Consider the following 20,955-nt stretch of genomic DNA (forward strand, 5'->3'; position numbering starts at 1 on the left):
TTGGATAGTCTGTACAAAGGACGAAGATATGAGCAACAAATATTCAAAATTAATGATGATATCCATTGTCGCTGTTGCCGCGGGTATAACATCGGCAGATAATTTGGCCTCCCCATTGGCGGCTGAAGCGTTTTATCAGTCAGGCTGTCAACTTTGTTCCAGCCCCAATGCCGATCTGGCACAGGCCAAACAGGCGATGATTTTGTTCAACGCCGCGCTTATGCTCGATAGAAGGGCTGATGATATTCCGCCTGAAATTATTAATCTTGCAGGGCGGTATCCGCAGAGCGATTTTTCGCCGACAGTTCGGATTGCGCTCGATAAGTATCTTGAAATCGGCCGCAACGCCGACCTTGACGTTTCTTTAAAAGCAGTCCAATATCTCATTGAAAAACTCGGCAGCCGCGAGGAGCGTCAAAAGTTTCTTGCAGATGTGGTAGATAAATACGGTAAAACAAATCCATTCTTTGCTTCAGAACTGGCAACTCAACTTGCATTTCTGGTCGCTGAAACCGCAGATACCGATACTGCACAGAAGTATCTTATGTACGCTTTTTCCGCAAATAATTATAATCGTCTGGCATTCAATACGCTTGTGGACACAGCGCAGCAAACCAAGCAGGGTATTTCTTATGCTTCGTATTTGCAGAGTCTGCGTTTGGCGGTAAGGACAAATCCGCTTGATTTGGAGTCGGCGTATAATTTCGCAAGATTGGCCGAATCAGTTGGGCTTTATACCGCAGCGGCGGCAGGGTACCAATATTGTATTCAGGCAAACAGTTACTTAAATCCATCAGAACAATATGCCGCGGAATATTATAGGCCGTGGGCTTTGAACTGTATGAACACACGAAATTATCGTGCATGCAATACGGTTCTTCAAAAGGTTCGCGGATTCGGCGTATATGATGTCATGATTGAGGCTATTGCGGCCGCATCAGCCAAACAAAGTGGCGATGCAAAAGAAAGTCAGGCAATTTTCAACAGCATAAACGCCCGTGCAGCGGGCATTCTTGCCGGCAAAACCACTGCCACAGCCGCTCAACTTCAGGATTATGCCTGGTTTTATGCCTTCGTGCAGGACAGCAATTCCGATGCGCTGACCTGGGCGACAAAGGCTTATGACGCTGACAATAATTCAGTCAGTGCGCAGGCCTTTTTAGCTTATGCTCTTGTTGTGAACGGGCAAAAAGATTTGGCAGTGCCGATGCTCCAAAAAATTGAAAACACAAGCCAGGTTGCAGCTATTGCCAAGGCTATGATTTTCGACGCGAATGGAAATGACAGTAATGCGGTTGAATTGCTCAAAGTAGCTGTTCAGTCGTCTCCTGGTACATTCGAGACCCAAAAAGCAAAAGCTTTGCTCAAGAAGCTCGGCTCTGAATATGTTTCGCCGGTTGATTCTGGTGCACTTGAAACTGTTCTGCTTAACGAATACGGCCAGAGTGTATTCAGTGGGTTTATGCCTCCGGATAATATGCTTACCGTCTCGCTTAAAACGGCCGGCAATGCTTTTTCTTACGGTACGCCGCTGGATATGCAGCTTTCCATTGTGAATAATTATACCGAGCCGATGGTTGTCTGTCCGGATGCTGTTTTCAAAGGCAATATACGTGTCGATGTTCGTATCAGTGGAGATTTGACCGAAAAGTATGAAAATTATATTGTCCGTACGGTAAGGCCTTCGTATGAAATCAAGCCGGGCGGTGCGTTATTCGTTCCACTGAAATTGTCTGACGGTGCATTAGGACCAATGCTCGACGACCATCCGCAGGCGAATCTGAATATGGAAATTACAGTTTATATCGACCCGCAGACTGCTGCTGATGGGAGCGTTAAAAGTATTTTCGGCACTGACCCGATAAAGGTTGTCGTGAAAAGAAGAAGCCTTGGACTGGATACTTTGTACTTGCAGCAGAGGTTCGATGCTTTGAAATCCGGCAAACAGGGGCAGAAAATCAAATCCGTGCAGTTGTTCGCAGGCATGCTTGCCGAACAGCAGAGTCTGGCAAATATGAAAAACAGGTACAAATTCCTGTATTGCGAGCCGGGACTGCTGACTTCTGCATTGTCAAAATGTATGCTCGAAGACGATTGGGTGCTGAAAGTGCACACTATGGCGGCTCTGCAGAATGTAAACCTTGATTATCGGCTCATTGACTCAATTTCATCGCAGTTGGATTATAAGGATTGGCCGGTCAGACTTATGTCAGTTTTCACCCTTGCGGGAAAACAGGGGGATAATTTTCAGGAAGTTGTTAAATGGGTAAACTCCAACGACAGTAACCAGTTTGTTAAGGATATGGCCGCAGAACTTATAGCGGATAATAAATAACCAATACAAATAGTTGGCGGTAATTATTTCACACATTAAAAAGACTTAAAATGTCTTGTGTTGTTTAAGCCTTAAAAATGCAGAGGTTACGAATATTTATTTTTTTTATTTTAATCTGTAATTTAGGCGAAATTTTTGTTGTAAATCTCTTGGTAGTTTAGTATTATTTCCGCCTCAAACGAAGTTGAATTATAACATTATGTTTTAGAAAGGATTTTTAATATGCCCGCAAAAGTAAATGAAGAAAAGTGCACAGGTTGCGAATCATGTGTTGATGCATGCCCGGCTGAAGCGATTAAGATGACTGACGGCAAGGCCGTTGTTGATGCGGATACTTGTGTTGACTGTGGCGTTTGTGTTGATGAATGTCCGGTCAGCGCCATCGAAATGGAATAAGTTAGTATTTACAGTAAAAGCAGGTTATACTTGCTTAGGCTTAGTGGCCCTATCGTCTAGCCCGGCCTAGGACACCGGGTTTTCATCCCGGCGACAGGGGTTCAAATCCCCTTGGGGCTATTGATTACAGCCAGGATTACATTTTTTAATGTGTCTTGGCTGTTTTTGTATTTATGTGGAAGCTCGTGCGGTACAAATATACGTAGCTCATTTAAATTGTGTTACAATTATATCGTTTAATCTTGAAAAACAAGCACTTAGGATAGATTTTGCTAATGGAAAATACAACGATTCAAAGTGCTACCTTACGCCAAGCTGTGCGTTTTTTTGCAGCCACTGGCCATCACAATTTTCTTCTGTGCACTTATACCATACAAAAAAATGCGACCCCTCTTTCATCCTATCCACTTCTTTCATAACTTTCCCGCAAACCGGACAAAGCCCTTTCTCTTCGGCAGACTGAAATTTCGCACTATTTGCGACCAGGTAATTCATTTGTATAACTCCTTTCATACGTCTTCATTGTTTTTTTAACGGAATTTGTTCCCTTTTTAATTTTATGTTTGGGAAATTTTTTGGCTAACTTCTTACTAATGTAAATTCCGCCGCCAAGCAATTGCCTTATCGCATCTATGATTTTTTCAGACAACTCATCTTTTGTAATGTATCCTCTTGCCCCTGCGTCGAATGCCTGTTTAATGTATTCCAGTTCATCACTCACAGAAAACATCAGCACAATCAAATTTGGACACAGCGTCTTTATCTTTTTTATAACCTGAATACCTGTCTCTTTTTTGAGAAGCATATCTACAATCGCCAAATCAATTTGCTGTGTTTTCACCGCCTTGACAGCCCCTGCGAAATTGCCGGCTTTGGCGCGTACTTCAAGGTCCGCTTCAAGATTAATAAGCTGTGCCAATCCATCGCATATGATAGGGTGATCATCGACAATAAGAATTCTTTTAATTTCTGCCGCAAGAACAGTGCTGTTTTCCTTTTTGCTCACAATATGTCCGCCTGGAAAATTTCTGATAACTTATGGAAACGCATAATTAACTGTGTGCCGTGCTATACAAGAATGTCCTCAAGAAGACGGTCAAAAACGACATTCAATCGCGTATCAATGTCGTATGTGCCCTCCATAAGCCGATGCCGAATCCTAAGAATTTTATTTTTACGAACTTCCGGCAATGAGCAAACGCTTTGCAATGTTGGAACGGTTATTTTACCTCTGATTTTTTTGCTGGCGCCCCAATTAGAGGAGATATCTGTATCCTCGGATATTACAGTCGATTCGTTATTTTGTTGGCTTAAATCCGACATTTTTACACCTCTTTACAAAAGTTTGACAAGCTACGAAAATCATTACAAACAATTATACAATCAAGCTGCCAACCCATATTATGTGTTTCGCAGCCTTCCATGCTGCGTTTGTTTTCTGCCAGGTCCGACAACTCCTTTTTATTTGAATATCCGTTTTCTGTCAAACCTGACATTTATACTTCTACTTCCATTCCTACCTTAAAAGGCTTTCAACTCTATTAACAACTGCCCCCGATGATAACATAAGTCTTATCTCTGTAAATCAGTGTTACATCCGTTTTTGATGTCGATGAAAACCATTATCTTTGTGTAGGCCGAATGCGAAGGGGAAAAAGTTTGTCTCGAAAATGTTCTGTTGAGAAAGGCATATCTGCAGAATATGATTGGGATATAATTAATCTTTATCCTGACTTTTTGCCCATCTTATTGAATACCGGAGTAGTTCGGGGGCATTGTTGATGCCCAATTTTTCTTTAATGCGTGTGCGGTAAGTCTCGATTGTTTTTATACTTAAATGAAGTTGTGTTGCTATCAGTGAAGCCTTTAAACCTTCACCAATCATGCGAAAAATTTCTAATTCACGGTCGCTAAGATTATCTATTGATGTTTTTGCTGTATCAGATTTGTCGCCTGCGATTTTATGGAGAAACTTCTTTAAAATATTATCGCTGACAAATATCTCGCCGTTTAGAACCGTGCGAATTGCCCTGATAATATTTTCAGAGACAGCATCTTTCATCAAATAGGCTTTTGCACCTGCTAAAAGTGCTCGCTCGGCATACACGGATTCATCATGAATGGAAAGGACTATGACAGATATTTTCGGGTATTCTGCCTTAATACTCTTGGTCAGTTCAAGACCATTTGAATTCTTCAGGGAAATGTCGGCAATAACGATATCTGGTTTCAATTCAGTAATATCTTTCAGTGCCTGACAAGCATCTTCTGCCTGACCGCATACATTCAGGTCTTGTTCATGATTGATAATCACGGCAAGTCCATCTCGTACCACAGGGTGGTCATCGACGATAAAAACCAGCGTTTTCTTTTCAGCCGTTTTATCTTGTTTTTTCTTTAATGCCATATAACCATTCTTTATCAGAGATAACTATGCTTTGTTCGGAAAAATACATTTCACAATTGTTCCACCCTTATTGCGTTTACGAATATCAAGCGAGCCGCCTATCAGGTCGGTGCGGTATTTCATAATTTTTAATCCAACCCCTTTTCTATTTGGAGATAACTTCGGGAAATCCAGCCCGTCATTTTCAATTGACAGAACAATTCCTTTTTTTGTCAAACGAAGATTTATTACAATATTAGTTGCGTTGCCATGTCTGACTGCATTGGTAATCGCTTCCTGAACAATCCGATAAATTTGCTTTGCCTCAACAAGATTCTTAACAGAGACAGAGTGTCCGCACTTGAACCGGCAGACAACGTCCATAGTTTTTCCTACGGTGGATGCCAGTGTTTTTAATGCAGAGACCAAACCGCCTGTTTCAATATCAACGGGATAAAGCATTCTGGCGATGTCTCGTGTCTGTACTATTGCCTTGTTTGCAAGTTTTGATATTAATAAGGCATTTTTCATTTCTTCAGAAGATATACCCTTAAGTTTCAGTGCCAATCCTTTGCACTTAATAGCAATGCCGGTAAGTACCTGCCCCATACCATCGTGCATTTCCTGGCCTATCAGTTCTCTTTCTCTTTCAGTTATGTCGAGGATTTCTTTTTCCAGTCGTCTGCGTTCCGTAAAATCTCTTTCAGTTGTTGTAACGGCAAATGGTTTCCCCATTTCATCCCTTAACAAAGTTGCTGTAAGGGAGATATTCAATATAACATTATTTTTTGTTGTGCGATGTGTTTCAAATAATTCGACGCTTTCTCCATTCAACACTCTCTCGGTCAGCAACCTCATTTCGTCCTGCTTATGGCCGGGGGTTAACCTGCTAATATTCATCGTCATCGCTTCAGCTTTGCTGTATCCATATATACGCTCTGCGCCGAGGTTCCAGGTAATGATATTGCCTTCCAAATCCTGTACTGTAATCGCATCGTTTGAGTTGTGTACCACTGCGGCCAATAGTCTCAACTCGTTTTCTATGTGTTTGCGTTCAGTTATGTCGTGGCCGATACAAAGGATTTCAGTAATATTGTTCTGTTCATCGTAAATTAACTTGTTTGCCCAGTAAACCCATACCAGACGGCCGTTTTTGCAAACATTCTCATTCTCATAAGTAGCATAAAGTTCAGGCTTTTGTTTGATATCTTCGATTAACTGTGTATGGTTTCGGCCGGAGCTGTCTTTCCTGGGTATTATTTTTCCTATTATGTTTTTGCCAAGGAGTTCATTTTCAGTATAGCCAAAGAACTTTTGAGCGAACACATTGAGGAAAATTATTTTTCCATTTTTGTCCACACGCAGAATAATACAGTCGATATTCTCTACAAGCTGGCAGTATTTATCCTCGCTAACATCGAGCATCTTCCTGGCATGCTCAAGCTTTGTGGTTATATTTTTTAATTTTTTCGTTAGACTACTCACCTTTCCTGCCTTTGCCTTTACCGCAATCCACATCGTAAAATCGCAAAGAGATGCTCCAAATAAAATCCCCTTGATTTTAGCAATATTAAATAAACTTGTCAATCCTGTATCTGATGGAAAACCGTCCCTTGAATCTGTATTATGTAGGGAATTTCACCGACAGGCAGGTAGGCCATTCTCCTTACAATATAAACAGGCTCTACACTGATTTACATACTTATTCCTTATGTTATCATTCGACTCCGGAGTGGAGTATTGTCGGTGTTGTTCCGCGAGTGTTTGTGAATGTAAGAAGTTTATTATGTCGCGATTCAAGTAATCACAAAATGCGCTAATAGTACTAAAACCGATAAAAATATTAATTAATTAAAGGAAGAAGATTATGAAAAAATTGACTACAATTATTTTGTTGTCTGTACTGACAACAGCAGGCTTGGCTAATGTTATAGTGCTGGGCACGGCGGAGAACTTCGCGGTACTCGGCGGCTCTACGGTTACTAACACCGGCATGACTGCCCTCGTAGGTAACCTCGGTGTAAGTCCGGGAACGGCCATCACTGGTTTCTATGGTACGATTGAGAATGATGGTCCGGGGACATTTACGGGAACGTCGCATCAGGGTGATGCGGTTGCGCTTCAGGCGCAGAATGATGCCCTCAATGCGTACAATTTTCTGGCAGGGCAAACGGCCGATGTTACGTATTCGAGTGGTCAGGATTTGTCACTTGTTCTCACACCAGGTGTCTACCATATTACGGGATCGGCTGGGTTGACCGGAACGCTCACTCTTGACGGTATGGGCAACTCCAATGCGATATTTATCTTCCAGATAGATAGCACGCTCATTACCGCTTCTGCCTCGTCCGTGTCCCTAATCAATGGTGCCAACGCCGACAACGTTTATTTCCAGGTCGGCTCCTCGGCTACCCTCGGCACAGGCACAAGTTTTGCGGGGACAATCATCGCCTCTGCGAGCGACACACTTAACACTGGTGCCGGCGTGAATGGTCGGGTTATTGCCCTCAATGGAGCTGTGACGCTCGACAACAACGTAATCACAATTCCTGAACCAGCAACAATTTGTCTGCTTGGCTTAGGTGTTTTAAGCATTATTCGTAGGAAGAAATAAAAAAATAGTGATGCAATTAAGTAAGGGACTCTGCCGGCGCAAACTTTCTCTTTGTGCCGGCCGTTCTCATCATTAAAGCATTGGCGAAATGTCTAATATACAGGTAAGGGATTTTGCCGACAGACAGATAGTTGATTGGACTCACACCAGAAACAGGCTCTACACTGATTTACAAATATTTTTTTGCTGTTACCCTGATTGAATAAATTAAACCAACAGCAAAGCGGCAGATGAATAGATTTTTTCAGACGATTAGTCAAATTAATATTAGTCAATTCTGAACTGCATCGAAATTATAAAGCTGGATTTAATAATTTTTTAGGAGATATAAAATGTTAGCTGTAATTGAATGGAATGCTCTTATTGTTGAGCCGGTTCGTCAAATGTTGACAAGGATAATGGCTTATCTTCCTGTCCTGCTGGGAGCATTGATAATCCTGATAGTAGGCTGGATTGTGGCCAAGACAATTAGACGGCTGGTTGACTGGCTTCTTAAGACTGTACGCTTCGACATGCTTGCCGACAAGGCGGGAATATCGGAAATTCTCAAGAAGGGGAATATGGATGTTTCGGCCAGACGGTTGGTAAGCGGAATAGTTTATTGGCTGATTATCATTATGGTTTTAGTGATGGCGGTTGATGCGCTGGGGCTGCCGAAAGCTTCTGATGTTCTGGCAAGTTTATTTGCTTACATACCCAACGTTATTACCGCATTGCTTGTTCTGATAGTTGCTATGTTCCTGGCAAATTTTGTTTCAGGAATAGTCCGCACAGCCGCCGGCAATGCCAATTTCCCTAAACCGGCGATACTTGCCGCGATAAGTCGCTGGGCTATTATAATTTTCGCAGCAACTATCGCACTGGAACAGCTCGGTATTGCACCGCTTCTGGTAACAGCTACTTTCAATATTATTCTTGGCGGCATTTGCCTCGCATTAGCTCTTGCGTTTGGTTTAGGCGGTAAAGATGCGGCTGCAAAGTATCTCGAAGAATTAAGACAAAAACGTAATGAGAAATAATAAGGATTTGCGAGTGGGCAGTTGGCTCTTTGTGAAATACTAATCCGAAAAAAGAAAGGGAATATTGTTATGCTTTATACTATAGCTGTAGTTTTGCTTGTATTGTGGCTTCTGGGGTTGGTGAGTTCCTATACAATGGGCGGTTTCATTCATGTTCTTCTGGTAATTGCTGTTGTGGTTGTGTTGATTAGAATTATCAGCGGACAAAAAGTTGTGTGAACTTTTCGTGAGTCAGGGCAACAAAATCAAAATGAGGCTTTTCTATGAATAAAACAATTTTGCTGGCAATACTTGTCGGGGGCATCGTTCTGATGGTTTACGGCGTTTCTGCGTCAAAGTCATTCAGTTCTGATATATCTCGCTTTTTCACCGGCTCACCTACCGATAAGTCGATATGGATGTTGATAGGCGGAGTTGTTGTAATCATCATCGGGCTGGCAGGTTTGTTGAGAGGCCAAATTAAATGAACCTATTATTTAAAGTTATAATTTTTAAAGGAAGGCTATGAGTAAGTACATGACCAGGTCGAAAGCGACGCAAATGTCTGACATGCAAAAGTCGCACAAAGCTCCGCATCAAGGACAAGTCGCCACCGCCATTTTGACGGATGAAGATATTTCCAGTCGGGCATACGGAATTTACGTCAAGAATGGCTGCAATGAAGGCCAAAGTGAAAAGAACTGGCTGTAAGCCGAACAGGAACTGAAGAACCGAGAGGAATGGCTGGAAGCTAATGAGAAGAAATGAAAAAATAAGTTTTTAAATTTTATAAAGAAATAACATAAAAATGAATTAGAAATTTAAAAGTTGAAAGGGGAAAAATGGAAAAGAAAAGAACAGTATCATTGTTTAGTATAGGGCTTGCCGCGGCCGCTGTGATAATAGTTGTTACGACTTTGTCGCTGCTTCCGATACGGTCGGTGCAGGCAAAAGAGCCTAATACTCCGGCAATGTCAAAACCGATGAGCGGATGCACAATGGGAGATATGAACAAGTGCATGGCTGATTGCATGAAAAAATGCCAGGCCAATATGGAAAACGTGTCCGCTGCAAAGACATCCATCATGGCTGCCATTGAGGCTATTGACAAAGGTGATACAAAGACAGCCAAAATTGAAATGGAAAAAGCTGACAAGCTTCTGGCAAATGTGCACAAGTGCATGAAAGAAAATATGCAGCAAATGCCTTGTTGCAATGTCAAATGTCCGATTATGGGAGAGCCAATCAATGCCATGAAATGCCCGAAGGAACTTACTCGAATGTACAAAGGCGAGAAAGTCGGTTTCTGCTGTGCAGGGTGTCCGGAAAAATGGGACAAATTGACAGACACGGAAAAAGATGCCAAACTCAAAGACGCTATGCCTTCAATGAAATAAGGCAATTTAGCGGGTATGAAATATATTTTACATAAGATGAAGTATTGTATGACTTTGTTTTTAATGTAATTTAATTTAAGTAAAGGAATGCAAAATGAAAAAAATAATTACAAGTATGTTTGTACTGACACTGGTGCTGGCGGTTGTCTCCAACGGAACAGACAGTCCTAAAGGCGGCAGTGTAGTCAAAGGCGAAGGATTTAAAATAGATGTCCCAACCTTTGATGTGAAGGTCAAACAGGGTGAAACCCAAACCATTAACATCAAACTGCAGAGAGGTGAATCTTTCAAGCAGGACGTGAAACTGCAAATCGAAGCAGCCGAGGGTATCAGTATTGACCCTGCCCAAGTTACCGTTAAATCCGGTGACAGTCCGGAAGTACAACTCACGATTACGGTGCCTAAGGATGCTGCTTTCGGTGCGTATAAGGTTGCTGTGACAGGAACTCCGACAACCGGCGAACCGACATTAGTGGAATTCAAAGTGAAAGTTGTAACTGCAGATGCCGGCTACACCATGCAGTCAGACAGCGATAAAGGTGGCAATGTTGCCAAAGGCGAAGGATTTAAGATTGCTGCCCCAACCTTCGACACAAAGATAAAACAGGGTGAAACCCAAAGTGTTGTCATCTCTCTGGAGAGGGGCGAGTCTTTCAAGCAGGACGTGAAGCTGGAAATAAAATTAGCCAATGGCAAAGGCCTCACTTTTAAACCGGCCGAAGTTCTCGTTAAAGTCAGTGATAAATCTGATGTGCAAATCATGATTACAGCACCCGAGAGCGCCAGTATCGGTGAGTACATTGTCTCTGTGACGGGAACACCGACAACCGGCGAGCCGACATCGACGGAATTCAACGTCAAGGTTATGGCTCCGTAGATTTAAAATAAAGTTATCAGGGGAAAGTGCCTCATTGGAAGCACTTTCCTTTTACTGGTTTAAATAATGAGCCCCGGGGCTTGGTGAAATTGGATTATGGAAATGGTTGTTGACAGGCGTTATCTGCCGGAAATCGGAAGCACTGTTGCGTTGCAATCAGATGCGCGACAGGTGTTTTTTCTGTTAAGAAAATTTAAGGGAGTTTTTTATGGGATTGATATTACTTATTATTGTTGTTTTGCTTCTTTTCGGCGGGCTGCCTCGATGGAATTACAGCCGCAATTGGGGGTACGCACCAACAGGCGGCTTGGGGCTGGTACTGATTGTTCTGCTGATATTAGTACTGCTGGGATATATTCCTCGCGGCTTCTAAGCAAATAGTAAACGTTGGAAGCGATTTAGAAGAAAGTACTGTCTTCGGTGCGAAATTTAAAAGACCAGTTAATAATTGTTATCATTAAAGAGAAGGATGTGTAATATGAAAAGGGTACTTGTGGTTTTTTTTCTATCTTAATGGCTGGCGGTTGCTGCGGCAAGGCGAGGAATTTGAAAGATGAATGATAAATTGAAAATTCTGCTTATAAATCCTGAAATTCCAAATACGTTCTGGAGTTTGAAAAACGCGTTAAAGTTTGTTTCCAGAAAGGCGCTTCTTCCGCCTCTTGGGCTGCTCACGGTTGCTGCGATGCTGCCGGAATCTTTCGAGAAAAAACTTGTTGATATGAATGTTTCTGCATTGCGTGATTCTGATATCAAATGGGCAGATTATGTTTTCATCTCTGCTATGTTTATTCAAAAAAACTCTGCCGGAATAGTGGTAGAAAGATGTAATAAACTCAAAGTCAAGGTTGTTGCCGGCGGTCCGTTGTTCACATCGTTTCCTGAACTGATTCCAAATGTTGACTATTTAGTTCTTAATGAAGCGGAAATTACGCTGCCTGATTTTCTCGAAGACCTTGCGAATAACTGTGTAAAACCGATTTATACAACAGTTCGGAAAACTGATATGCAAAATAGTCCGGCTCCGCTGTGGAATCTTGTTGATATGGAAAAATATGGAATGATGGGGCTGCAATATTCCCGTGGCTGTCCGTTCAATTGTGATTTTTGCGATGTTACAAATCTTCTTGGCCGTAAAGTGCGAACGAAAACAACTCGTCAAATAATAGATGAACTTGAAAATCTTTATGTCCATAAATGGCGAGGCGAAGTTTTTTTTGTTGACGACAATTTTATAGGGAAGCGTCAGCAGATTAAAAATGAATTGCTCCCAGCGATTATTGACTGGATGGATAAGAGAAAGCGTCCATTTGCTTTTAATACGCAGGCCTCCATCGATATGGTAGATGATGAAGAACTTATGACTTTGATGGCCGGAGCCGGGTTCGACAGCGTATTTATCGGCATCGAATCTCCAAATGATTCAAGTCTGGCTGAATGCGGAAAAACACAAAATATCGGGCGTAATCTTGTCGAGGCGATCAAAAAAATACAGCGTTTTGGGATTCAGGTGCAGGCCGGCTTTATTGTCGGTTTTGACAGCGACAAACCAAATGTGTTTGATAAATTAATAAATCTTATTCAGGACAGCGGTATTGTAACGGCAATGGTCGGACTGCTCAACGCGCCGCGCGGAACGAAACTTTATCAGAAGCTGATGAATGAAAACAGATTGTCAGACCCGCCGACTGGTGACAATATGGACTGCTCAATTAATTTCATCCCCAAGATGGATATTCACGAACTGCAGGGTGGCTACCTGAAAGTAATGAATACTATCTACTCGCAGAAATATTTTTGCAAACGCATCAAAACTTTTCTTAAAAACTATAATTTCAGCCATAAGACAAAATATAAATTGGGATTTCGCGACATCAGGGCGTTTTTTAGGTCAATATGGCGGATAGGTATGTTGGAAAAAGGCAAGATACATTACTGGATGTTAATGTTATGGTCATTCAGAGACTTTCGCAGGGTACCATTGGCTGTGCGGTACTCTATATTTGGATTTCACTTTCGTAAAATGTTAAAAAACATTCACCCTCAAGTAAACGAAATTGCTGACAAATCAATGAATAAATACAATACGTCTATCCATATATAGATATTTTTATCGTAAGAGATGTTTGAGTGTCTCTTAAAATAACAAAGCACTAAGGAGTATCGGATAGTGAAGAAAGCTAAAACTATCTTTATAATTATAAGGACTCTATAAATTATTCGTGCGTTACTCCGCGGTTATAGCGAAGCGGGCTAATAAGTTGCAAACCTTACGACGCGCGAGCAATAATACCAATTGATATTATTCGTTGTCTGTTCTGAAGGGCGATGCCGGCAAATTCTGCTTATTATAAAGATTGCATTCTGTCCAGCCTGTCCAGCCGTAGCGAACAGCAGCAGGTTGTTTAATTTGTTCCGACCATACCAAAACGCTGTCTTTATAGATTTTCGCGTTTGCGGGCACAAATTTCTTATCTTCCCCGGCAATTACAAAGCCTTTAACCATTTTTGCTTTCGGAGCCGGTTTCAGACCTCCTTTGGCGTACTCGAAGCTGATGCGAATTTTATCGCCTTCGATTTGCATACCTTTATACAAGGGGCCTGAACAGACCATATTTTTACAGCCGTAATTTTTCGCCATCGCCCAACGTGCAAGCCTTTTGCTTACTGCCTGTTTATTTTTCGGATGGATATCGTTTGCTTCGCCGATGTCGATTGCAACTGCCATTCCCGTATTCGGCAGCGCAAGTGTCATTGTTTGAGCCTCGCGCAGCATCGGCCAGTCGGCGTCTCCGGTTTTGGCATATCCTGCCAGTTGAACGAAATAGAATGGAAAATCGCTCTGGTGCCAGTTTGTTCGCCAATCTGTAATCATAGCCGGAAACAGTGTTCTGTATCCGATAGCGTTATCAGCGTTGGATTCGCCCTGATACCAAATCGCGCCTGTAATTGCGAACGGAATCAACGGATGAATCATCGCGTTATATAAATTTCCGCATTTACAATGTTCTCGCAATGAAGTTGGCGGGTTTGGTTTTCTCCTTGCAGGTTTTCCTGCTGCAATCGCTTTCATTACTTCGTTTTTCCAGTCTTTAAGAACCTGTGTGTATTCTTTTTCGAGTTTGTCTTTATTGGCTTCGTTGTTCGCGTCGATTGCGAGATATTCTTTCAGCACAGCATTGCTTTCCATAGTTTTTTTACTTGTCCACGCTTGTGCCGGTGTTCCGCCGAAAGATGAATCGATTAGGCCGATTGGTTTGTGTGTTTTGCTGTATAATTCTTTGCCGAAGAAATATCCGACTGCGCTGAATTGCGCCGCTGTTTCAGGATTACATTCCACCCATTCGCCGAAGCAGTCTTCCTGCGGTTCTTTGGCCGCGGTCTTCTTGACGGTGAAAAATCTGATTTTCGGGTATTTTGCTTTTTTTAGTTCTTTAGCTGGATTTTTTATTCCATTGACTCTGAATGCCATATTGGATTGGCCGCTGCAAAGCCAGACCTGTCCGACCAGAACGTTGGTGATGGTTCGAATTTCTTTGCCGCAGGTGATTGTTATAGTGCCTTTTTTGCTGTTCTTTGGCGTTTTTATGCCAGCCGTCCATTTGCCTTGTTCATTGCTTTTCACGGTGATGACAGTTTTTTTATCCCACGAGCAGGCGATTGAGATTTGACTGTTTGCCGCTGCTTTGCCCCATATTGGCGCATTGACATCGGCCTGCAAAACCATATTGTCGGAAACAATTGCCGGCAGCCAAATGGTTCCGAAAGAGATTGAAGAAACCAAAGTTATAACGAATAAGCAAAAAATCTTTTTCATAATCAAAAATCCTTTTTTTTATATTATATTGTGTTTTATGAGCCATTCCAATTCACGGCTATTCATTTATGTTTATATTACCATAACGCAATATCTAATGATAATCAAGATAAACTACTTTGAATTGTCGCTAATTATGATGACATGGCAGATGTAAAAGGCAACTGCTTATAATCGTTTTTTTGCAAAGGCACGGCCGGATTGGCTCTTTAAATATTTCTCGAATTTAATTGCTTTGTCATTGTCAGTAAAGGCGATTGCTGTTTTTATCTTCCAAGGCGTCGTTATGGCCTGCCGAGTCGTAGTTCGGAGCAATTATCAAAGTACTACACTAATTGAAACTGTTGGATTTGTTTCCACAATTCACCTCGTATATAATCTTTTACCACAAGGACTTACAAGATTTGTCCCCGCAGCGAAAAACGATTATTGCCCTACCTTAAAGATGTTTATCGTTTTTCTATTTTGATTATCGGCCTATTGAGAGGCTTGCTTGACGTGAAATATGCTTGCGGATATTTGGGGGAAGGAAGCTTTTTAGTGGTGAACTGAACGACAACCGCTCAAGGCTTTAAGCATTTTAAAATTGCCACTAACAAGGGCATTTTTCTTTTTGTGCGACCAATGTTTAATTTGAGATTCGCGTTTTATTGCTTCATTTTCGGATTGGAACGATTCTTCATAAACAAGTTTTACAGGAAGTCTACATGCTGTCCATTTTGCACCTTGGCCGGTATTATGTCTTTTTATGCGTTCTTGAATATTATTGGTATGTCCAACGTAGTAACTTTCATCGGAACATTTTAGGATGTACATATACCACATCGTTAGATCCTTTATGGATTTATTTATAAGCCCTTCGACTCACTGCGTTCGCTCAGGACACTCGACGCATTTTGCTATTAATGAGCAAGTATAAATAATAGTCGAATGGCCTGCCATGAGCAGGTATAAATAATAGTCGAATGGCCTGCCACGAGCAAGTCCTTCGTGTTACGAAGGACGCGTCGAGTGGAGGCGGCGGGATTCGAACCCGCGTCCCGAAATGTTTCAAAACAGGCATCTACATGTTTAGTCGATCAATTTGAGTTGTCGCCTTACTGCCCGCCGATCAACAGGCTTTCAGTTCGGCCAGTTTGTTGTTTTTTAACTTCGTCAGGACAAACGGCCTTTCAAAGCGATCCCATATTTTGACGCCCTTGCGAAACTGACGGGAGCAATCCCGCAGGACGGGTGCCTGTTTAGGCAGCCATTCTTAATTGGTAGTTGCCAATTAAATTTGTGTCGGATGATTAGCCAGGCCAACCGACGTCCTGGACATGCAACCTGCTTATCTACCCATCCGGTCGAAGCCTTTCGCCCCCTCGAATGAAATTTGAAATTTCAGATTTGATATTTCAAATTGAGATTTACATCAATGTTTAATTGAATTTTAAAAGAACTGCATATAGTTGAGTACACGCAACAATAAGTGTATCAGAAATACTTATAAAAGTCCAGTATTACCTTTAATCAATATGAAATGCCCAAATGAATTTTATAAATTCATTGAATTACGATGCGCTTTCCGATATAATATATTAAGTAGGTTTCCCCTGCAGTGTACGACAGGGTGGTAGATATTTGAAGAACCGATACCCATATTTTAGGGAGTCTGAACCTGCCGGCTCGAAAACGCCCCTTAACGGGGGACTTTCGGACGCTTGAAGCTGACTTACCACTTTAAAATACAGGGTTCTTTAAATAGCCGCTCATCGGCACAGGTGGAGGTGCCCACTATAAAAAGGTCTGTTCGCAGACCTTTTTTTATTTACCCAAATTGCCATTTCTTATATTTCCAAAATTTTCTCATTTTTTTTCAAACATTCGTTGCTTTCCGGCGGTATAATATAATGTATAGAATCGGGCGATTCAAAAAAGGATGAGCTTCTTTCACCCGAAGATTCAGGGCTTTAAAAGCCCAAAGGCTTAGATACATGAAATAGGCCGGATTTTTGTAACGCTTCGTGACAAAGCTGCTCGTATCAGAATTGCCCGATTTTTTTATTATTCTCGCCTCTTGTACACTCCAATTATCGTTTCCTTGCAAAGTTCAAATTTTTAGTTACCCTATCTCTGTATAGGACACGTAAAGAGTAAAAGGAGTTTATTATGTTAATACGAAAACAAAACTTGTTTTTGATTGTCAGCTTCGTGTTAGCTTCATTAGTCATTGAAATTTCTTATGCTCGTCCCAATGGCGGGGCATCCCAATCAGGCCGTTCAGGCAGTCCGCGAGATTCAGGTTCTTCTTCTCGCCAATCTTCTCGGCAGTCTGGAACGCATCAGCGTTCATCTGACAGACAACGAGCCGGAAATTCCGATTCACGTTCAGAAATCAGTCAGCCGTACGCTCCAACTACATTGCCGAATGGCGGCCGTGTTAATCGAAATGAAATATCGGAGTATGGCAATCGTCATACAAACAGAGATTATCGTTCCCGTGATTCACATATCTCACACAGCCAAAGACCTGGATATGCGAATGATTATCGCAGGCCGCGATACGATTGTGATGCTTACGGCAGATTTCACCATCGTTATTACAGACGTTATGACAATGTTCGTCGTTATGTTGAAGTTGTTTCATCTTCGGGATGTCGGGTTGTTTCTTCATATCCTCGCAGATACGTCTTTGTTAGTTTGAATGGTTATTGGCCGGGCTACAATCATTATCGTTATTACAATTACAGAACGTATCCATATTACTGGTCATCGTACCAGACCAGCAGTTATCAATATGAATCTTTTGCCGATGTTACATCGCCCGCGCAGGAGAATTCCGCGGACAGATGTTTCGAGCAGGGCGTTAATTATTTTGCCATTGGCGATTACAGCAGGGCATCCGATTATTTCTTCCTCGCAAAATCTTATACACCGACGGATGACATTTTGCCGTTCGCGTATGTTCAGGCTTTGTTTGCCGCCGGTAATTATTTACCTGCCGCTCAAAATCTTCGCGCTGCGATTGAGCGTCAGCCTGCCGGCAGTCAGTGGGCGTTTTATCCTCGCGGCCTGTATAAAGATGATAATATTTTGATGATGCAGATTAATACGCTTATTAGTCAGGCATCTGTGAGCAGTGATTTTCAATTGCTTGCCGGCTATCAATTATTAGGAGTCCACAGATTTGATGAAGCTCTCGATTATTTAAATAGGGCTAAGTTTGCCGACAGCAGTAATCGGGTTGCAGTTGATAAACTGATATATATACTCAACAATATCAGAACAAGTTATCAAACAGTCCCATAAGCAGCGATAAAATTTTCCTTTAAAAAAATATTATCGGTACTTGTTTCGAGGTTTAAACACTCCGTTTATTGCCCAAATTACATTTTTAACCATAATTTGGGAATCAATTAAGGGTTATAAGCAAAATGTCGATAATGGTTTCGGAAGGAACTATAAATATATGCAAAAGATACGTAATTTTACGGTATTGCCGGCGTTACCTGAGTCACTTTCAGCACTTAGGACAATCGCCCACAATATGTATTGGTCGTGGAACTATGAATTTATCGAGTTGTTTAAGCAGATTGACCCTGAAAAATGGGAGCAATGCGGCCACAATCCGGTAAAGTTGCTGGGTTCCGTAAGTCAGAATCGTCTAAATGATTTGGCTACGATGCAGGGCTATATTTATCAGCTCAAGCAGGCGCAGGAAAAGCTGGAGCACTATTTGGCTTCACCAGGTTGGTTCGACAAGGACTGGACTAACGGCAAAAAACCGGTCATTGCTTATTTTAGTTTTGAATTTGGCATACACGAATCATTGCCGATTTATTCAGGCGGTCTTGGAATTCTTGCCGGCGACCATTTGAAAAGCGCTTCTGATTTAGGTCTGCCTCTGATTGGTGTAGGTCTGATGTATCAGAAAGGATATTTCAGACAATACCTCAACGCTGACGGCTGGCAGCAGGAACGTTACGAAGACAATGATTTTTACAATATGTCCACACAGCTTGTACGCAAGAAGAGTGAAAATCCGATTACTATAAAACTCACGTTTCCGGCACGTCAGGTTGTTGCTCAGGTTTGGCAGGTAACTGTTGGCCGTGTTAATCTATTTTTGCTCGATACCAACATACCCGCAAATTCTGAACGCGATAGACTCCTGACTTCTGCGTTGTATGCAGGCGATACGGAAATGAGAATCCAGCAGGAAATACTTCTCGGCATTGGCGGATTCAGAGCGCTTTTGGCGATGGGGCTTGAGCCGACAGTTTGTCACATGAACGAAGGCCACGCCGCGTTTATGGCGCTCGAGAGAATCAGACATCTTAGCACTACCAAGGATCTGAATTTCGACCAGGCTCTTGAAGCAACAAAGGGCTGCAATGTCTTTACAATTCACACACCGGTAAAAGCTGGCAATGACGAATTCAGTCCGGAACTGATGAACAAATATTTCAACGAATATTTCCCAAAGCTCGGCCTTGACAGATATAAATTTATGTCTCTGGGGCGACTTGACCCGAATAAAGACAATGAATCGTTCAAGATGCCGGTACTTGCGCTTAAATTAAGCACTTGGCGTAACGGCGTTAGCAAGCTTCACGGCGGCGTTTCACGTTCGATGTGGGCTGAAATGTGGCCAAAACTGCCCGTTGAGGAAGTTCCGATTCAATCGATAACCAACGGCATACACGCCGGCAGTTTCATTTCTCCGGAGATGAATCAGTTGTATGAACGTTATCTTGGTTTCAACTGGTCAGAGGAAATCGCCGAAGAATCGCTTTGGCAGAACGTTAACCAGATACCGGACGAAGAGCTTTGGCGCATACATCAGCGAAGCAAAGAAGCGCTTGTAAGTTTCGTCCGCAAGCAGATAAAGAAGCAGATGCAGCGTCGCGGAACATATCACACCGAACTGGGCTGGGCAGAACAGGTTCTCGACCCCGAAGCATTGACGATTGGTTTCGCTCGCAGATTCGCAACATACAAACGCGGTAATCTGCTGCTCAAGGATGTTGAGCGGTTGGTAAAACTTTTGAATAAGACGGATAAGCCTGTTCAATTTATTTTCGCAGGCAAAGCTCATCCAAAAGATGAACAGGGCAAGGAAATCATTCGACAGCTTATTCATTTCTGTGCAAGAAATGAAGTCCGTCGCAGGCTTGTTTTCCTGGAAGATTATAATATTGATATCGCTCGCTATATGGTGCAGGGTGTTGATGTTTGGCTCAATAACCCGAGAGTTCCTCTCGAAGCCAGCGGCACAAGCGGTATGAAAGCCGCGCTGAATGGCGCGTTGAATTTGAGCACGCTCGATGGCTGGTGGGTTGAAGGCTACAATCTCAACACAGGCTGGGTCATCGGCGCAGGCGAAACTTATGACGATTATGAGTATCAGGACAAAGTTGAGTCCGAAGCGATATTCAATTTACTTGAGAACGAAGTCGTTCCGTTGTTCTACACGCATTCGACAGATAATCTGCCCCGCGCGTGGATACACAGAATGAAAAGCTCCATAAAATGGATTGTTCCTCGTTTCAATACTCATCGTATGGTCGCCGAGTACACGAACAAATTTTACAAACCGGCAGCCGCTCGTTGGGAAAGCTTTATCAATTCCAATATGGAAAAGGTAAAAGCTGCTGCGATACTCAAGGGCCGTCTGCAGAGCGAATGGAACAATATCAGAATTGAAGATGTTGACACGCTTGTGAAGACAGGCAAGACTACTGCTGCTCTCAACGGCGACGATGTGCATCTTGAGGTCGGTTCAGAGTTGCAGGTTACAGCGGTTGTTGCTCTTGGTAAACTGTCGCCCGAAGACGTCAGCGTTCAGGTTTATCATGGCGTTGTCGATGCCTGGGGCAATATTAATCGCGGCAGCGTAAGACAGATGGCGTACACTGCAAAGCATAACAAAGAGAATTGCTATACGTTTACAGGTACTATCAAATGTGCACGCAGCGGAAAGTGCGGTTTTGCCGTAAGAGTTCTGCCGGAGCACAAGGATTTGGCCGATTTGTACGAACCGGGAATGATTGTTTGGGAATCTTCCAGTGCTAACGGCGTATAGAAATAAAGTTTGAGATTTTTCAAAATCCCGCGACCTGAAAACCGCGGGATTTTTTTATTTGAATTGTC

Annotated in this window: 21 protein-coding genes, 1 tRNA gene and 2 other RNA genes; 16 read left to right on the forward strand and 8 right to left on the reverse strand. The window is 42.4% G+C overall.

Annotated features, from left to right (window positions below; all coding sequences use genetic code 11):
• Window positions 1-28: 28 nt before the first annotated feature.
• From LLF92_02675 to LLF92_02685, 3 genes are all read left to right on the forward strand, one after another.
• Window positions 29-2,335 (forward strand): hypothetical protein, encoded by a 2,307-nt coding sequence (locus tag LLF92_02675; GenBank protein ID MCE5340020.1) that lies wholly within the window; start codon window positions 29-31, stop codon window positions 2,333-2,335.
• A 222-nt stretch (window positions 2,336-2,557) separates the two neighbouring features.
• The gene (locus LLF92_02680) at window positions 2,558-2,731 is read left to right on the forward strand and encodes a 4Fe-4S binding protein (GenBank protein MCE5340021.1); all 174 of its coding nucleotides are present in this window, start codon (window positions 2,558-2,560) and stop codon (window positions 2,729-2,731) included.
• A 45-nt stretch (window positions 2,732-2,776) separates the two neighbouring features.
• A tRNA-Glu gene (locus LLF92_02685) sits at window positions 2,777-2,851 on the forward strand.
• 180 nt (window positions 2,852-3,031) lie between these two features.
• On the opposite strand, the gene LLF92_02690 is transcribed toward LLF92_02685, so the two are convergent.
• The 5 genes from LLF92_02690 to LLF92_02710 all read right to left on the reverse strand — a co-directional run bounded on the left by LLF92_02690 (window position 3,032) and on the right by LLF92_02710 (window position 6,602).
• Window positions 3,032-3,226, reverse strand: a complete 195-nt coding sequence (locus LLF92_02690) for a hypothetical protein (GenBank protein MCE5340022.1) — start codon at window positions 3,224-3,226, stop codon at window positions 3,032-3,034.
• Window positions 3,204-3,737 (reverse strand): response regulator transcription factor, encoded by a 534-nt coding sequence (locus tag LLF92_02695; GenBank protein ID MCE5340023.1) that lies wholly within the window; start codon window positions 3,735-3,737, stop codon window positions 3,204-3,206. The genes LLF92_02690 and LLF92_02695 overlap by 23 nt, the downstream gene beginning before the upstream one ends.
• Before the next feature lie 62 nt (window positions 3,738-3,799).
• Window positions 3,800-4,054: a hypothetical protein gene (locus LLF92_02700; protein ID MCE5340024.1), complete on the reverse strand. Its 255-nt coding sequence runs from the start codon at window positions 4,052-4,054 to the stop codon at window positions 3,800-3,802.
• A gap of 394 nt (window positions 4,055-4,448) precedes the next feature.
• The gene (locus LLF92_02705; protein ID MCE5340025.1) at window positions 4,449-5,138 is read right to left on the reverse strand and encodes a response regulator transcription factor; all 690 of its coding nucleotides are present in this window, start codon (window positions 5,136-5,138) and stop codon (window positions 4,449-4,451) included.
• A 24-nt stretch (window positions 5,139-5,162) separates the two neighbouring features.
• Window positions 5,163-6,602, reverse strand: coding sequence for a PAS domain S-box protein (locus LLF92_02710; protein ID MCE5340026.1), 1,440 nt, complete (start codon window positions 6,600-6,602; stop codon window positions 5,163-5,165).
• Window positions 6,603-6,984: 382 nt separating this feature from the next.
• On the opposite strand from LLF92_02710, the gene LLF92_02715 reads away from it, so the two are divergent.
• The 9 genes from LLF92_02715 (at window position 6,985) to LLF92_02755 (ending at window position 13,107) form a co-directional block, all read left to right on the forward strand.
• Complete coding sequence (locus tag LLF92_02715) at window positions 6,985-7,731, forward strand: DUF3494 domain-containing protein (GenBank protein MCE5340027.1); 747 nt, start codon at window positions 6,985-6,987, stop codon at window positions 7,729-7,731.
• A gap of 332 nt (window positions 7,732-8,063) precedes the next feature.
• Window positions 8,064-8,750: a hypothetical protein gene (locus LLF92_02720; GenBank protein MCE5340028.1), complete on the forward strand. Its 687-nt coding sequence runs from the start codon at window positions 8,064-8,066 to the stop codon at window positions 8,748-8,750.
• Between the two features lie 69 nt (window positions 8,751-8,819).
• Window positions 8,820-8,969 carry a lmo0937 family membrane protein gene (locus tag LLF92_02725; GenBank protein MCE5340029.1) on the forward strand — a complete coding sequence of 50 codons (150 nt, stop codon included), beginning with the start codon at window positions 8,820-8,822 and terminating at the stop codon, window positions 8,967-8,969.
• A gap of 44 nt (window positions 8,970-9,013) precedes the next feature.
• Entirely contained in the window at window positions 9,014-9,217 is a 204-nt protein-coding gene (locus tag LLF92_02730; GenBank protein MCE5340030.1) for a DUF3185 family protein, read from the forward strand.
• A gap of 49 nt (window positions 9,218-9,266) precedes the next feature.
• Window positions 9,267-9,440, forward strand: a complete 174-nt coding sequence (locus LLF92_02735; GenBank protein ID MCE5340031.1) for a DUF2934 domain-containing protein — start codon at window positions 9,267-9,269, stop codon at window positions 9,438-9,440.
• Between the two features lie 131 nt (window positions 9,441-9,571).
• Window positions 9,572-10,126 (forward strand): PTS lactose/cellobiose transporter subunit IIA, encoded by a 555-nt coding sequence (locus LLF92_02740; GenBank protein MCE5340032.1) that lies wholly within the window; start codon window positions 9,572-9,574, stop codon window positions 10,124-10,126.
• A 94-nt stretch (window positions 10,127-10,220) separates the two neighbouring features.
• Window positions 10,221-11,003: a hypothetical protein gene (locus LLF92_02745; GenBank protein ID MCE5340033.1), complete on the forward strand. Its 783-nt coding sequence runs from the start codon at window positions 10,221-10,223 to the stop codon at window positions 11,001-11,003.
• Between the two features lie 208 nt (window positions 11,004-11,211).
• A complete protein-coding gene (locus tag LLF92_02750) occupies window positions 11,212-11,376 on the forward strand; it encodes a DUF3309 domain-containing protein (protein ID MCE5340034.1) in 165 nt (54 codons plus the stop codon).
• Between the two features lie 180 nt (window positions 11,377-11,556).
• Window positions 11,557-13,107, forward strand: coding sequence for a B12-binding domain-containing radical SAM protein (locus LLF92_02755; GenBank protein MCE5340035.1), 1,551 nt, complete (start codon window positions 11,557-11,559; stop codon window positions 13,105-13,107).
• A 198-nt stretch (window positions 13,108-13,305) separates the two neighbouring features.
• Here LLF92_02755 and LLF92_02760 read toward each other — a convergent pair whose 3' ends face one another.
• The 3 genes from LLF92_02760 to ssrA all read right to left on the reverse strand — a co-directional run bounded on the left by LLF92_02760 (window position 13,306) and on the right by ssrA (window position 16,184).
• The gene (locus LLF92_02760) at window positions 13,306-14,820 is read right to left on the reverse strand and encodes a sialate O-acetylesterase (protein MCE5340036.1); all 1,515 of its coding nucleotides are present in this window, start codon (window positions 14,818-14,820) and stop codon (window positions 13,306-13,308) included.
• 537 nt (window positions 14,821-15,357) lie between these two features.
• Complete coding sequence (locus tag LLF92_02765; protein MCE5340037.1) at window positions 15,358-15,645, reverse strand: GIY-YIG nuclease family protein; 288 nt, start codon at window positions 15,643-15,645, stop codon at window positions 15,358-15,360.
• 184 nt (window positions 15,646-15,829) lie between these two features.
• Window positions 15,830-16,184: a transfer-messenger RNA gene (ssrA, locus tag LLF92_02770) on the reverse strand.
• Between the two features lie 225 nt (window positions 16,185-16,409).
• Here ssrA and ssrS point away from each other — a divergent pair.
• From ssrS to glgP, 4 genes are all read left to right on the forward strand, one after another.
• Window positions 16,410-16,594, forward strand: a non-coding RNA gene (gene ssrS, locus LLF92_02775) — 6S RNA.
• Between the two features lie 450 nt (window positions 16,595-17,044).
• Window positions 17,045-17,506 carry a hypothetical protein gene (locus tag LLF92_02780; protein ID MCE5340038.1) on the forward strand — a complete coding sequence of 154 codons (462 nt, stop codon included), beginning with the start codon at window positions 17,045-17,047 and terminating at the stop codon, window positions 17,504-17,506.
• Window positions 17,503-18,111 carry a hypothetical protein gene (locus LLF92_02785; GenBank protein ID MCE5340039.1) on the forward strand — a complete coding sequence of 203 codons (609 nt, stop codon included), beginning with the start codon at window positions 17,503-17,505 and terminating at the stop codon, window positions 18,109-18,111. Before LLF92_02780 ends, LLF92_02785 begins: the two co-directional genes overlap by 4 nt.
• A 160-nt stretch (window positions 18,112-18,271) precedes the next feature.
• Complete coding sequence (glgP, locus tag LLF92_02790) at window positions 18,272-20,887, forward strand: alpha-glucan family phosphorylase (protein MCE5340040.1); 2,616 nt, start codon at window positions 18,272-18,274, stop codon at window positions 20,885-20,887.
• Window positions 20,888-20,955: the final 68 nt, after the last annotated feature.

It is taken from the genome of Planctomycetaceae bacterium (assembly GCA_021371795.1).
Classification (GTDB): domain Bacteria; phylum Planctomycetota; class Phycisphaerae; order Sedimentisphaerales; family UBA12454; genus UBA12454.

What these genes read in the sequence shown, in the direction of transcription:
- LLF92_02675 (MCE5340020.1), top strand. Translation starts at nt 29, where the DNA reads ATGAGCAACAAATATTCAAAATTAATGATGATATCCATTGTCGCTGTT.
- LLF92_02680 (MCE5340021.1), top strand. Translation starts at nt 2,558, where the DNA reads ATGCCCGCAAAAGTAAATGAAGAAAAGTGCACAGGTTGCGAATCATGT.
- LLF92_02690 (MCE5340022.1), bottom strand. Translation starts at nt 3,226, where the DNA reads ATGAATTACCTGGTCGCAAATAGTGCGAAATTTCAGTCTGCCGAAGAG.
- LLF92_02700 (MCE5340024.1), bottom strand. Translation starts at nt 4,054, where the DNA reads ATGTCGGATTTAAGCCAACAAAATAACGAATCGACTGTAATATCCGAG.
- LLF92_02705 (MCE5340025.1), bottom strand. Translation starts at nt 5,138, where the DNA reads ATGGCATTAAAGAAAAAACAAGATAAAACGGCTGAAAAGAAAACGCTG.
- LLF92_02715 (MCE5340027.1), top strand. Translation starts at nt 6,985, where the DNA reads ATGAAAAAATTGACTACAATTATTTTGTTGTCTGTACTGACAACAGCA.
- LLF92_02720 (MCE5340028.1), top strand. Translation starts at nt 8,064, where the DNA reads ATGTTAGCTGTAATTGAATGGAATGCTCTTATTGTTGAGCCGGTTCGT.
- LLF92_02725 (MCE5340029.1), top strand. Translation starts at nt 8,820, where the DNA reads ATGCTTTATACTATAGCTGTAGTTTTGCTTGTATTGTGGCTTCTGGGG.
- LLF92_02730 (MCE5340030.1), top strand. Translation starts at nt 9,014, where the DNA reads ATGAATAAAACAATTTTGCTGGCAATACTTGTCGGGGGCATCGTTCTG.
- LLF92_02735 (MCE5340031.1), top strand. Translation starts at nt 9,267, where the DNA reads ATGACCAGGTCGAAAGCGACGCAAATGTCTGACATGCAAAAGTCGCAC.
- LLF92_02740 (MCE5340032.1), top strand. Translation starts at nt 9,572, where the DNA reads ATGGAAAAGAAAAGAACAGTATCATTGTTTAGTATAGGGCTTGCCGCG.
- LLF92_02745 (MCE5340033.1), top strand. Translation starts at nt 10,221, where the DNA reads ATGAAAAAAATAATTACAAGTATGTTTGTACTGACACTGGTGCTGGCG.
- LLF92_02750 (MCE5340034.1), top strand. Translation starts at nt 11,212, where the DNA reads ATGGGATTGATATTACTTATTATTGTTGTTTTGCTTCTTTTCGGCGGG.
- LLF92_02755 (MCE5340035.1), top strand. Translation starts at nt 11,557, where the DNA reads ATGAATGATAAATTGAAAATTCTGCTTATAAATCCTGAAATTCCAAAT.
- LLF92_02760 (MCE5340036.1), bottom strand. Translation starts at nt 14,820, where the DNA reads ATGAAAAAGATTTTTTGCTTATTCGTTATAACTTTGGTTTCTTCAATC.
- LLF92_02765 (MCE5340037.1), bottom strand. Translation starts at nt 15,645, where the DNA reads ATGTGGTATATGTACATCCTAAAATGTTCCGATGAAAGTTACTACGTT.
- LLF92_02780 (MCE5340038.1), top strand. Translation starts at nt 17,045, where the DNA reads ATGCTCGTCCCAATGGCGGGGCATCCCAATCAGGCCGTTCAGGCAGTC.
- glgP (MCE5340040.1), top strand. Translation starts at nt 18,272, where the DNA reads ATGCAAAAGATACGTAATTTTACGGTATTGCCGGCGTTACCTGAGTCA.